The following is a 12,331-nucleotide window of genomic DNA, read 5'->3' on the forward strand; positions in this document are numbered from 1 at the left end:
CGAGCTCGCGGCGGGATCCTGCAGGAGGCCAGCGGTGCGGGACGGGGCCGAGCGGGCCCGGCGGGATCCCTCCGGTCTTCAGGGCCGCCAGTCCTCCCGGTAGTGCGGGTGCTCGGCGTAGGTCTGCCCGATCAGCCGCAGTGCCCGCTCCATGGTGGCGCCGCGCGGGCCCTGCTGCTCCAGGTCTCGGAAGTAGCGCACCAGGTCGCGCTTGGCCCGGACGTCGCGCAGCACGTGCGCCACCAGCGAGGCGTTGGACCGCGACGCGCTGAGGGCGACGAACCGGGCGGCCTCCTCGTCCTCGTCGAAACGGGTGAGCAGGAAGTCGACGAGGTCCTCGTTGCGGATGCTGCTCGGCAGGTCCGGGTGCGGCGCGCTCACCCGGGCACGCTAGCCCGGCGTCTCCCGGCCGGCGCCGCGGCCCGCGGACGCCGGGACCTACCGTGAGAGCGTGCGGCGCTTTTTCTACGACACCGAGTTCATCGAGGACGGCACCACCATCGACCTCGTCTCGATCGGTGTCGTCGACGAGGCCGGCCGCGAGTTCTACGCCGTCAGCACCGAGTTCGACGAGCGCCGGGCGATCCCCTGGGTGCGGCGCAACGTGCTCGACCAGCTGCCGCCGCCGGCCGACCGGGCGTGGCGCAGCCGGCAGCGCATCCGCGACGACCTGCTGGCCTTCCTCACCGGCCCGGGTGAGGAGATCGACCTGTGGGCCTGGTACGCCGCCTACGACCACGTGGCGCTGTGCCAGCTGTGGGGGGCGATGCCGGCGCTGCCGCGGCCGATCCCCCGGTTCACCCGTGAGCTGCGCCAGCGCTGGGACGACCTCGGTCAGCCGGCGCTGCCGCCGCGGCCCAGCGGCACCCACGACGCGCTGGTCGACGCCCGCCACAACCTGGCCCGCTGGCGGGCGATGGAGGGCGCGGCCCGTTGACCCCGCCCCTCGGACGTGCTCCGAGCCGCCCGCTCAGCCGTCCGAGCCGCGGGGGATGCCGAGGGTGGCCAGCAGGTCCTCGTGGAACTGGATCCAGAGCAGGTGGCAGGAGTCCCGGTCCGGGGCGTCGAGCCAGACGCCCTGTCCGGTGTCCACCTTCCGCAGCGCCGCGGACCAGCGGTCGGCGTAGCCGTCGAAGCGGGCCAGGTGGGAGGAGAGCTCGTCGCACAGGCCGCGGAACGTTCCCTCGACGGACGTCAGTGTCCGCAGCACGCGCTGGTCCCACCGCCAGTCCGTGTGGTCGTTGAGGGCCATCGGGTCGAGGCGGGTGGGCCGCACCTGCCAGTCGGTGCAGGCCGCGCCGAAGCGGCGGTTGAGCGGGAGGAACCGGGCGTGCGCCGCGGTGACGGCCTCCCGGAGCCCGGTCCGGTCGAGCTCGGCGGCGAGCCGGCGTTCGCCCTCGACGCGGCCGGCGTCGGTCAGCGACCAGCCGCTGGTGGGCCCGAAGGTGAGCGTGCGGACCCAGCCGCGCGCCTCGGCGTCCAGGAGCGCCTCCTCGACCGTGTCGCGGTCGACGCCGAACCGGACGGCGATGCGCGAGGTCGTCGGGAAGCCGAGGACGCGGACGCCGTGCAGGGCCAGGTCGGCCGGGTCGGAGCGGTGGGCCACCTCAGGAGTCCCCTCGGGCGTCGACGCGGCCGGTGACCCGGTCGAACCGCTGCTGGGCCGCCTGCGGGGAGGCCAACCCCATCCCCTGGGACACCTGCCGCCAGGGCAGCCCGTGCGAGCGGGCCGCGAACAGCAGCGCGGCCTCGAGCTGGTCCAGCTCGGCCCGGGCGGCGGGCAGCAGGGCCAGGGCCGCCAGGAGGTCCTCGTCGTCGGCGGAGCCGCTCCGGGCCCGCCACAGCGCGAGGTGCACGAGGTCGACCGCGGACGGCGGCTGGCCGCCCCGCAGCCAGGGCGCCCGCGGCAGGTCGGCGCCGCCGGCCGAGAGCAGCCGGGTGCGCGCGGCGGACTCGGCGGCGGCCTGCCCGTGGTCGTCCGGTGGGGTCACGGCCGCCACGGTCGACCATCAACGCCTCGTTGTCAACGGACCGTTGAAAGGCGGCGGGGCGGCGGGAGCGCGGCGCGGCGGAACGGCGCAACCCGCGGTTCCGGACCGCACGGCCCCCGTGCGCTCAGGAGCGCAGGTGGGCCCAGTCCTCCGGGTGGGCGCGCAGGTGCTCGGCCACCGTCCGCGCCGGGTGTCCGGTCAGCGCGGGGACGACGTCGGTCACGCGGGCCAGCTCGCCGGCGGCGATCGCCCGGTAGCTGGTGACCCAGCCCTCGATCTCCCAGTCCGGGTGCCCGGACGGACGCCGGGTCGCCCACGCCTCGGCCACGGTCTGACGCCGGTAGACGGCGGGCCGGCCGGTGATCTCGGCCAGGACGGCGGCAGCGTCGTCCAGCGACAGCGCCTCCGGCCCGGTGACGTCCAGCACGGCGCCGTCGAGGGCGGGGGAGTCGTCGCCCAGGACGGCGGCCGCGACGTCGGCCAGGTCGTCGCGGCTGACGAAGGAAGCGCGCCCGTCGTCGGCCGGCGCGGCGATCACCGCCCGCCCGTCCTCGGCGACGGCGAAGAACGGCACGAAGTCGGCGTACATCGCGTGCCGCAGCACGGTGGTGCGCACGCCGGTCGCGGCCAGGGCCGCCTCGGTGGCGGCGTGCTGGCGGGCCAGGGTGAAGACGGCGTCCGGCGCGGCGCCGAGGAAGGAGGTGTAGACCACGCGCTGCACGCCGGCCGCGGCGGCCGCGGCGACGGCGGTGAGGTGCTGCTGCAGCCGGTCCTCGGCCTCGGCAGCCGACACCAGGTACAGGGTGTGCACCCCGGTGAGGGCCGCGGTCAGGCCCGGGCCGTCGGCGTAACCGGCCGGGACGGCGGCGACCTCGGCGCCGGGGACCCGCGGCGCGCGGGCGGCGTCGCGCACGACCAGCCGCGGGCGCACGTCGTCCCGGCCGGCGAGCCGGTCGACGACACGGCGGCCGAGGGCACCCGTGCAACCTGTGACAGCGATCATCCTGGGCATACGATCCGGCCCCTGACCTGCACCATGACACCGGCCAACGACCGGCAGCGCGCGACCCTTCCCGGAGGACGGCACCATGCGCATCGGCATCCTGACCGGCGGCGGCGACTGCCCCGGCCTCAACGCGGTCATCCGCGCGATCGTGCGCAAGAGCGTCCAGTCCGGCGACGAGGTGGTCGGCTTCCGGGACGGCTGGCGCGGGGTGCTCGAGGGCGACACCGTGCCGATGGACCTGGCCGCCGTCCGCGGCATCCTGCCCCGCGGCGGAACGGTGCTGGGCACCTCGCGGACCAACCCCTACGCGTTGCAGGGCGGCGGGGACCGGGTGCTGGCCACGCTGGAGCGGCTCGGTGTCGACGCGCTCATCCCGATCGGCGGCGAGGACACCCTGGGGGTGGCCACCAAGCTCGCCGAGGCCGGCGTGCGCGTGGTCGGCGTCCCCAAGACCATCGACAACGACCTGGACGCCACCGACTACACGTTCGGCTTCGACACCGCCCTGGGCGTGGCCACCGAGGCCATCGACCGGCTGCACACCACCGGGGACAGCCACCACCGCACGCTGGTCGTGGAGGTGATGGGCCGGCACGCGGGCTGGATCGCGCTGCACGCGGGGATGGCCGGCGGCGCCACCGTCGTCCTCATCCCCGAGCAGCCCTTCGACGTCGACGCCGTCGTCGAGCACTGCCAGCACCGGTTCGACTCCGGCTACTCGCCGATCGTGGTGGTCTCCGAGGGCGCGAAGCCCAAGGACGGCGACCTGGTGTTGACCACGGGGGAGAAGGACGCGTTCGGTCACGTCCGGCTCGGCGGCATCGGCACCGCGCTGGCCTCGCTGATCGAGGAGCGCACCGGCCGGGAGTCCCGCGCCGTCGTCCTCGGGCACATCCAGCGCGGCGGCACCCCGTCGCCGTTCGACCGGGTGCTGGCCACCCGCTTCGGGCTGGCCGCGCACGACGCGGTGCACGCCGGCGAGACCGGCGTGATGGTCGCGCTGCGCGGCACCGACATCGTGCGGGTGCCACTGACCGAGGCGACCGCGCACCTGAAGCTCGTCCCCGTGGAGCGCTACGCCGAGGTCGAGGTCTTCTTCGGCTGAGCAAGGCCCCCCCGTCCCTCGGCCCCCTGCAGGAAGAAGGACCCCGTCCTCCTCACCCTCCGCTCCGCTCGGGGCGGTGCCCTGGACGGGGTCCGCTCACGGTGGGGGGCAGGGGCCCTTCTGCTGCAGGGGGCCGTTCCAGAGGGTGGCGGCGAGCCCGCCGGTACCCTCTGGAGGCGTGACACTCTCCGACCCGGCGACCTCGCTGCCCGAGCTGGACCGCTGGCGGGAGCTGCCCGTCGCCCAGCAGCCGGAGTGGCCCGACCGTGCCGCGCTGGACGCCGTCCTCGCCACCCTCTCCTCGGTGCCGCCGATCGTGGCGCCCACCGAGGTCGACGAGCTGCGCACGCGGCTGGCCGAGGTGGCCCAGGGCCGGGCGTTCCTGCTGCAGGGCGGGGACTGCGCGGAGACCTTCGACCTCAACACCGACGCGCACCTGCAGAGCACCACGCGCACGCTGCTGCAGATGGCCGTCGTCCTGACCTACGGCGCCAGCGTGCCCGTGGTGAAGGTGGGCCGGGTGGCCGGGCAGTACGCCAAGCCGCGGTCGTCCAACACCGACGCGCTGGGCCTGCCCTCCTACCGGGGCGACATGGTGAACTCGCTGGAGCCGGTGCTCGAGAAGCGGATCCCCGACCCGAACCGGCTGGTGCGCGCCTACGCCAACTCCGCGGCCGCGATGAACATGATCCGCGCCTACGCCCGCGGCGGCCTGGCCGACCTGCACGCGGTGCACGACTGGAACAAGGACTTCGTCGCCAGCTCCCCCGCGGGGGTGCGCTACGAGGTGATCGCCCGCGAGATCGACCGCGCCCTGGCGTTCATGAAGGCCTGCGGCGTCGACGACACCGCGCTGCGCGGGGTGGAGCTCTACAACAGCCACGAGGCGCTGATCCTCGACTACGAGCGGGCGCTCACGCGGGTGCACGAGGGCCGGCCCTACGCCGCCTCGGCGCACTTCGTGTGGATCGGCGAACGCACCCGGCAGCTCGACGGCGCGCACGTGGAGTTCATGTCGCGGATCGCCAACCCGATCGGCGTCAAGATCGGCCCGACGACGACCCCCGAGCAGGCGACCGAGCTGGTCGAGCGGCTCGACCCCGAGGGCATCCCCGGCCGGCTGACGCTGATCAGCCGGATGGGCAACGGGAAGATCCGCGACGTCCTGCCCGCCATCGTGGAGAAGGTGACCGCGAGCGGCCACCAGGTCGTGTGGCAGTGCGACCCGATGCACGGGAACACCCACGAGTCCTCCACCGGCTACAAGACCCGGCACTTCGACCGGGTCGTCGACGAGGTGCTCGGCTTCTTCGACGTCCACCGGGCGCTGGGCACCTGGCCCGGCGGCATCCACGTCGAGCTCACCGGTGAGGACGTCACCGAGTGCCTCGGCGGCGCCATGGAGATCAGCGACGAGGACCTCAACAGCCGGTACGAGACCGCCTGCGACCCGCGGCTGAACACCGGCCAGTCGCTGGAGCTGGCCTTCCTCGTCGCGGAGATGCTGCGTGGGTAAGGACCCCGTCCTCATCCCTCGCAAGCTCGGGACGAGCCTCTGGACGGAGCCGCAGTGACCAATCTGATCGACCTGCGGTCGGACACGGTCACGAAGCCGACGCCCGGCATGCGCCGGGCCATGGCCGAGGCCGAGGTCGGGGACGACGTCTACGGTGAGGACCCGGCCATCCGCGCCCTCGAGGAGCGGGTGGCGGGCCTGTTCGGCCACGAGGCCGGGCTGTTCGTGCCGTCGGGGACGATGGGCAACCAGATCGGGCTGCGCCTGGTCTGCGAGCCCGGCCAGGAGGTGCTCTGCGACTCCGAGGCGCACATCGTCACCTACGAGATGGGTGCCGCGGCGGTGCTGTTCGGCATCTCCACCCGCACCGTGGTCTCCGACGGCGGGCGGCTCGACGCCGCGCAGCTGGTCGACCAGGTGCGCCCGCACGGCAACTGGCACCTGACCGCGACGGCCGCCGTGGCCGTGGAGAACACCCACAACCGCGGCGGCGGGCTGGTGCAGCCGCTGGACCAGCTGCAGGCGCTCTGGGACTGGTCCCGCCGGGCCGGGGTCAACGTGCACCTCGACGGGGCCCGGATCTGGAACGCGCACGTCGCCTCGGGCGTCGACCTCGCCACCTACGGCCGGCTCGCCGACACCGCCTCGGTCTGCCTGTCCAAGGGGCTGGGCGCGCCGGTCGGCTCGGTGCTCGTCGCCTCGGCCGACCGGATCGCCGCCGCCCGGCTGTGGCGCAAGCGGCTCGGCGGCGGGATGCGGCAGGCCGGGGTGCTCGCCGCGGCCGGGCTGTACGCCCTCGACTTCCACCTCGACCGACTGGCCGAGGACCACGAGCACGCGCAGCTGCTGGCCAAGCGGCTCGGCCTCGATCCCGCGACGGTCGAGACCAACCTGGTCCGGCTGGACGGCGTCCCGGCGCCGGCCGTGGCCGAGGCCGCCAAGGCGCGGGGCGTGCTGGTCAGCCAGACCGACGCCCGCCGGCTGCGGCTGGTGACCAACCTCGGCGTCGACCGCGAGGGCATCGAGCGCGCCGCCGACGTCCTCGCCGAGCTGCTCGACCGCTGATCCACCACCGGGCGGAACCGGCGGGATCGCCGGTCTCGCCGGCCCCCGTGCAGGGTCCCGCCGCGAGCGTGCGAGTGGTGGGGGGCAGGGGGGTCCTTCTTCAGGCGGCGGGGGCCTGGACCTCCGCGGTGCCGTCGCGCAGCGAGCACAGCAGCGCGATGTCGGCCGCGTGCCCGGCCGAGGCCACGCCGTCCCGCTCGCTCGGCGTCTCGACGACGACCGGGACGCCGGCCACCGACCGGTGGGCCAGCAGCTCCGCGAACGGGGCGACGCCGATCGAGCCGGCGCCGATGGTGGTGTGCCGGTCCCGCTTGGAGCCGCACTCGTCGAGGGAGTCGTTCGCGTGCACCAGGCCCAGCCGGCCGGGGCCGACCGTCGCCTCCAGCGCGTCGAGGGTGGCGGCCATCCCGCCGGGCGCGGTCAGCTCGTGGCCGGCCGCCCAGGCGTGGCAGGTGTCGAAGCAGACGCCGAGCAGCGGGTGGTGCTCGAGGGCGGCGAAGTACGGGCCGAGGTCCTCGACCGTGGCGGCCAGCGACCTCCCGCCACCGGCGGTCGGCTCGACCAGCAGTCGTGGGCCGTCGTCCGGCGCGGCCTCCAGCACCGGCAGCAGCCGCTCGTGCAGCTGGCGCAGCGCGTCCTCGTAGCGGTCCGCACCGACGGCCGACCCGGCGTGCACGACGACCCCCCGGCAGCCGAGCTGGGCGCCGCGGGCGAGGTTGTGCGCGATGGTCGCCACGGACTGCTCGACGGTCGCCTCGCTGGGGGAGCCGACGTTGACCAGGAACGGCGTGTGGATGAAGGAGGGCACCCCGCGCTCGGCGCAGCCGGCCGTGAACCGTGCGTCCTGCCGCGGGTCGCCGGGCGTCAGCCGCCAGCCCCGCGGGTTGCCCACGAAGACCTGGACGGCCCGCGCGGCGACCGCGTCGGTGTAGGCCAGCCCGCCCGTGGCCAGCCCGCCCTTGATCTGGATGTGCGCCCCGATCGGTGGCACACCGGCAGCAGTGGGCAGCGTCCTCAGTCCCGTTCGAACGTCACCAGGATCGTCACCGGGGTGCCGATGTCGACCGTCTGCCCGGCGGCCGGGCTCTGCCGGAACACGCGGTCGCCGAAGAACTGGCTGACCTCGACCTGCAGGCCGGCCTGCTGCAGCAGTGCGGCCGCCTCCGGCTGGCTGCGGCCGACCACGTCGGGCACCTGCACCTGCGGCAGCCCGGCGGACACCTGGAGGGTGACCGTGCTCCGGTAGGCCGCCTGCTGGCCGGCGGCCGGGTTGACCGCCATGACCTCCCCGGGGTCGACGTCGGCGCTGCGGCCCTCGGTGCGCTCGACGGTGAAACCCAGCGTCTCGAGGTTGGTCGTCGCCTGCTCCGGGGAGAGCCCGACGACGGCGGGCACCGGCACCGGCGGGTGCCCGCGGCTGACGTAGACGACCAGCTCCTCGCCACGCTTGAGCTCGGTGCCGGCCTCGGGCTCGAAGCCGGTGACGTGGCCGACCGGGATCTTGTCGTCGTAGTCCTGCAGCTCGCGGATGGACACCGGGACGTCCTCGAGTGCCACGCGGACCGCGTCCAGCGGCTGACCGACCAGGTCCGGCGGCGCCTCGAACCGCTCGCGGCCCTTGGAGACCACCAGCCGGACGTCGGTGCCGCGGATGGCCTCGCCGCCCTGGGGCTCGGCGGAGATGACCACGCCGTCGGCGACGTCCTCGCTGAACTGCTCCTCGCAGCAGTCGGGGTCCAGGCCCGCCTCCTGCAGCAGGTCGATGGCCGTGGCCTGCTCCCGTCCGGTCAGCTGCGGCACCGTCGTCCACCGCCCGGAGCCCAGCCACCAGCCGACCGCACCGATGGTGATCGCCGTGAGCAGCACGAGGGCGACGGCGAGCCGGGCGCGGCGCCGGCGGATGTGCGCGGGCACGCCGGGCCGCGGCCGCGCGGGCGCGGGCCGCCGTCCGCCGGCGTCGGGCGCCGCGCTGCCGACGGTGCCCGGCAGCATCGAGGTGCGGTTGCCGCGGCCGGGCCGGGTGCCGCCCGGGCCGAGCACCTCGGTGCGCGGGGCGGCCGGGTCGCCGGTGTGCCGGGTCGGGCGACTGGGCCGGTTGGTCGGCCGCAGGGTCTCCGGGCCGCCGGTGCTGCGCCCGGTGGGCACCGGCACGCGCTCGATGTTCAGGTCGGTGCGCACGTCCTCGAGGTCGGCGAGGAACGCGCCGGCGTCCAGCGGGCGGACGGCGGGCTCGCGGCGGGTGGTCCGGGCGACCAGCTCGTCGACCTCCCACGGCAGGCCCGGCACCTCCTCCGACGGCCGGGGCATGTCGTGGTGCACGTGCTGGTAGGCCACCGCCAGCGGGGTGTCCCCGCCGTAGGGCGGGTGGCCGGTGAGCATCTCGAACAGCACGACGCCGGCGGCGTACACGTCGCTGCGCGCGTCGGCCTTGCCGCGCTCGAGCTGCTCGGGGGAGAGGTAGGCGACCGTGCCGATGAGCACGCCGCCGGTGTGGCTGGTCTGCCCGGTGCCGGTGAGTGCGCGGGCCAGGCCGAAGTCGGCGACCTTGACCACGCCGTCGGCGCCGATGAGCACGTTCTCGGGCTTGATGTCGCGGTGCACGATGCCGGCGCGGTGGGCGGCGGTCAGCCCGGAGAGCACCGGCTCCAGGACGGCGAATGCCTCGGCCACGGTGAGCCGGCCGCGGGCCTGCAGCAGGTCGCGCAGGGTGCGGCCGCGGACCAGCTCCATGACGAGGAAGACGAGACCCTGGTCGCTGCCCTGGTCGCTGACCGAGACGACGTTGGGGTGGCTGAGCATCGCCGCAGCTCGCGCCTCGCGGGTGAACCGGTCGACGAACGTGGGGTCGTGCGCCAGGTGCTCGGCCATCACCTTGACCGCGACCGTCCGGTGCAGCCGCAGGTCGGTGGCGGCGTAGACGGTGGACATCCCGCCCCGGGCGAGGCGCTCCTCGAGCAGGTATCTCCCCTCGAGCACGAGGCCGACCACGGGGTCGGTCACGGCGGTGTCCACCCGGCCGAGTGTAGGAGCGCCTCCGTCCTGCGCAGGCCGTACACGCGGAGCGCCGGCCGGTGTGACGGGTTCACCCGTCACACCCGCCACGAGGTGCCCCGCGATGATCAGGGACCCTGATCATCGCGCGTCCTCCCTCACCGCGAAACGTGAGGGAGGACGCGCCACGATCAGAGAACCTGATCCCAGCCGGTGGGGCGGTTCAGGCCAGGTCGAGGCCGGGGTAGAGCGGATGGCGGTCCAGCAGCTCGGCGGCCGCGTCGCGGGTCCGGTCGGCCAGGCCGTCGGCCGTGGCGTACTTCGCCTTGGACGGCGAGCCGTCGCGGGTGGCGGTCGGCGTCGTGTTCGACAGGACGTCGACGATCATCTCGGCGGTGCGGTCGAACTCGTCCGCCCCGAAGCCGCGGGTGGTCAGCGCCGGGGTGCCCAGCCGGATGCCGGAGGTGTACCAGGCGCCGTTCGGGTCGGCCGGGACGGCGTTGCGGTTGGTCACGATGCCGGCGTCCAGCAGCGCGGACTCCGCCTGCCGGCCGGTGAGGCCGAAGCCGGAGACGTCGACGAGCACCAGGTGGTTGTCGGTGCCGCCGGTGACCAGCCGCGCGCCGCGGCGGCTCAGCCCCTCGGCGAGGGAGACGGCGTTGTCGACGATGCGCTGGGCGTACCCGGCGAAGGCGGGCCGGCGGGCCTCGGCGAAGGCGACGGCCTTGGCGGCCATGACGTGCGGCAGCGGGCCGCCGAGCACCATCGGGCAGCCGCGGTCGACGGCGTCGGCGTACTCCGGCTGGGCCAGGACCATGCCGCCGCGCGGGCCGCGCAGCGACTTGTGCGTCGTCGTGGTGACGACGTGGGCGTGCGGCACCGGGTCGAAGTCGCCGGTGAACACCTTCCCGGCGACCAGGCCGGCGAAGTGGGCCATGTCGACGACGAGCGTGGCGCCCACCTCGTCGGCGATCTCGCGCATCCGCGCGAAGTCGACGCGGCGCGGGTAGGCGGAGTAGCCGGCCATGAGGATCAGCGGCCGGAACTCCTGGGCCCGGGCGCGGACGGCGTCGTAGTCGAGCAGCCCGGTCTCGGGGTCGGTGCCGTAGGAGGACTGCTCGAACATCTTGCCGCTGATGTTGGGGCGGAAGCCGTGGGTGAGGTGGCCACCGGCGTCCAGGGACATGCCGAGCATCCGCTGGTCGCCGAGCTGGCGGCGCAGCGCCGCCCAGTCGGCGTCGGTGAGCTCGTTGACGTGCCGGACGCCGGCCTTCTCCAGGGCCGGGGACTCCACGCGGGAGGCCAGCACCGCCCAGAAGGCGACGAGGTTGGCGTCGATGCCCGAGTGCGGCTGGACGTAGGCGTGCGGGGCACCGAACAGCTCGCGGGCGTGCTCGGCGGCCAGCGCCTCGACGGTGTCGACGTTCTGGCAGCCGGCGTAGAAGCGGTGCCCGACGGTGCCCTCCGCGTACTTGTCCGACAGCCAGTTGCCCATGGTGAGCAGCACCGCGGGGCTGGCGTAGTTCTCGCTGGCGATCAGTTTCAGCGAGGCCCGCTGGTCGGCGAGCTCGGCGCCGATCGCCTCCGCCACCCGGGGCTCGACGGCCCCGATGACCTGCAGCGCGCTGCGGTAGGCGGCCGAGGCGGTCCCGGCGTCGAAGGAGGCAGTGGCGTCGGTCGTGGCGTCGGTCGTGGCTGCGTCGGTCGTGGCTGCGTCGGTCGTGGCTGCGTCGGTCATGGCGGGCTCCAGCGCGAGGGGAGGACGGATGGGTGCCCAGGCGCCCGGCGGGGTGGTGCGGGCCGCTCCCCGGTGGTGGTCCACCTCAGCAGCGCCAGTCACGGCCCCGCGCCATCGTATCCGGGCAGCCCGGCGACGGTCCGGCGTCCTGCGGCGCGGCCGGCGCCGCGGGTCATAGGCTCGGACGTCATGGAGACGCTCACCCCTGCGGAGGTCGCCGGCGTACTGGGGGTCTCAGCGAACCGGGTCCGCCAGCTGCTGCGCGAGAACAAGCTCATGGCCGTCCCGGGCAGCGGCAACAGCCGGATCCCGGCCGACTTCCTGCAGGACGGCACCGTCCTCAAGCACCTGCCCGGCCTGATCACCGTGCTCAAGGACGGCGGGTTCACCGACGAGGAGATCTTCGAGTGGTTGTTCCGCGCCGACGAGACGCTGCCGGGCACCCCCGTCGAGGCGCTGCGCGGCGACCGGCACACCGAGGTCACCCGACGCGCCCAGGCGCTGGCGTTCTGAGGGTCCGGGCGGGGCGAGGAGTGGCATGGGGCAGCTGACCTACCTCGCGCTGCTGGTCGGCTGCCTGGTCGTCACCGCGCCGCTCGAGCTCCTGCTGCGGGTGCGGGTCTACGCCCGGTGGCGGCGGCTGGTGGTCGCGGTCGTGCCGGAGTTCGCCGTCTTCGTCGTCTGGGTGCTGTACGCGATCGCGCAGGGGCACTGGGACTACTCCGGCGAGCTGACCCTGGGCGTCCGGCTGCCCGGGGGGATCCCGGTGGAGGAGGTGCTGTTCTTCCTCGTCGTCCCGCTGTGCTCGGTGCTGGCGCTGGAGGCGGTGCGCAGGGTCACGGGCTGGGACGCCGGCTACCCGGCCGAGGAAGCCGGGACCGGCCGGTGAGCTACAGCGCCCTCGCGGTCACCGCGGTCG

Annotated in this window: 13 protein-coding genes and 1 riboswitch; of the genes, 6 read left to right on the plus strand and 7 right to left on the minus strand. The window is 74.8% G+C overall.

Annotation, left to right across the window (positions count from 1 at the left end):
• Positions 1-78: 78 nt before the first annotated feature.
• Entirely contained in the window at positions 79-381 is a 303-nt protein-coding gene (locus BUB17_RS07495; protein ID WP_012949357.1) for a DUF6221 family protein, read from the minus strand.
• A gap of 70 nt (positions 382-451) precedes the next feature.
• Between BUB17_RS07495 and BUB17_RS07500 the strand changes: the two genes are divergently transcribed.
• Positions 452-937: a polyadenylate-specific 3'-exoribonuclease AS gene (locus BUB17_RS07500; protein WP_072915743.1), complete on the plus strand. Its 486-nt coding sequence runs from the start codon at positions 452-454 to the stop codon at positions 935-937.
• A 33-nt stretch (positions 938-970) separates the two neighbouring features.
• Here BUB17_RS07500 and BUB17_RS07505 read toward each other — a convergent pair whose 3' ends face one another.
• From BUB17_RS07505 to BUB17_RS07515, 3 genes are all read right to left on the minus strand, one after another.
• Positions 971-1,606, minus strand: coding sequence for a helix-turn-helix domain-containing protein (locus BUB17_RS07505; protein WP_072915746.1), 636 nt, complete (start codon positions 1,604-1,606; stop codon positions 971-973).
• A gap of 1 nt (position 1,607) precedes the next feature.
• Positions 1,608-1,991, minus strand: coding sequence for a hypothetical protein (locus tag BUB17_RS07510; RefSeq protein ID WP_208983334.1), 384 nt, complete (start codon positions 1,989-1,991; stop codon positions 1,608-1,610).
• Between the two features lie 124 nt (positions 1,992-2,115).
• Entirely contained in the window at positions 2,116-2,994 is an 879-nt protein-coding gene (locus BUB17_RS07515) for an NmrA family NAD(P)-binding protein (protein ID WP_244277016.1), read from the minus strand.
• Between the two features lie 85 nt (positions 2,995-3,079).
• On the opposite strand from BUB17_RS07515, the gene BUB17_RS07520 reads away from it, so the two are divergent.
• From BUB17_RS07520 to BUB17_RS07530, 3 genes are all read left to right on the plus strand, one after another.
• Positions 3,080-4,102, plus strand: coding sequence for a 6-phosphofructokinase (locus BUB17_RS07520; RefSeq protein WP_072915754.1), 1,023 nt, complete (start codon positions 3,080-3,082; stop codon positions 4,100-4,102).
• Positions 4,103-4,280: 178 nt separating this feature from the next.
• Positions 4,281-5,618, plus strand: coding sequence for a class II 3-deoxy-7-phosphoheptulonate synthase (locus BUB17_RS07525; RefSeq protein ID WP_083606132.1), 1,338 nt, complete (start codon positions 4,281-4,283; stop codon positions 5,616-5,618).
• 54 nt (positions 5,619-5,672) lie between these two features.
• On the plus strand, positions 5,673-6,683 hold the full coding sequence (locus BUB17_RS07530; protein WP_244277018.1) for a threonine aldolase family protein: 1,011 nt from the start codon (positions 5,673-5,675) through the stop codon (positions 6,681-6,683).
• A gap of 100 nt (positions 6,684-6,783) precedes the next feature.
• Here the strand turns inward: BUB17_RS07530 and BUB17_RS07535 are convergent, their stop codons facing one another.
• From BUB17_RS07535 to BUB17_RS07545, 3 genes are all read right to left on the minus strand, one after another.
• Positions 6,784-7,674: a deoxyribonuclease IV gene (locus BUB17_RS07535; protein ID WP_083606133.1), complete on the minus strand. Its 891-nt coding sequence runs from the start codon at positions 7,672-7,674 to the stop codon at positions 6,784-6,786.
• A gap of 23 nt (positions 7,675-7,697) precedes the next feature.
• Complete coding sequence (pknB, locus tag BUB17_RS07540; RefSeq protein ID WP_072915759.1) at positions 7,698-9,695, minus strand: Stk1 family PASTA domain-containing Ser/Thr kinase; 1,998 nt, start codon at positions 9,693-9,695, stop codon at positions 7,698-7,700.
• Positions 9,696-9,897: 202 nt separating this feature from the next.
• Positions 9,898-11,412 carry a glycine hydroxymethyltransferase gene (locus BUB17_RS07545; RefSeq protein ID WP_072915762.1) on the minus strand — a complete coding sequence of 505 codons (1,515 nt, stop codon included), beginning with the start codon at positions 11,410-11,412 and terminating at the stop codon, positions 9,898-9,900.
• Positions 11,413-11,439: 27 nt separating this feature from the next.
• A riboswitch (ZMP/ZTP riboswitch) is annotated at positions 11,440-11,524 on the minus strand.
• Positions 11,525-11,601: 77 nt separating this feature from the next.
• Here BUB17_RS07545 and BUB17_RS07550 point away from each other — a divergent pair.
• Positions 11,602-11,925, plus strand: a complete 324-nt coding sequence (locus tag BUB17_RS07550) for an Rv2175c family DNA-binding protein (RefSeq protein WP_072915766.1) — start codon at positions 11,602-11,604, stop codon at positions 11,923-11,925.
• A gap of 25 nt (positions 11,926-11,950) precedes the next feature.
• Entirely contained in the window at positions 11,951-12,301 is a 351-nt protein-coding gene (locus BUB17_RS07555) for a lycopene cyclase domain-containing protein (protein WP_072915769.1), read from the plus strand.
• Positions 12,302-12,331: the final 30 nt, after the last annotated feature.

The organism is Geodermatophilus obscurus (assembly GCF_900143215.1).
GTDB classification, from domain to species: Bacteria; Actinomycetota; Actinomycetes; order Mycobacteriales; family Geodermatophilaceae; genus Geodermatophilus; species Geodermatophilus obscurus_A.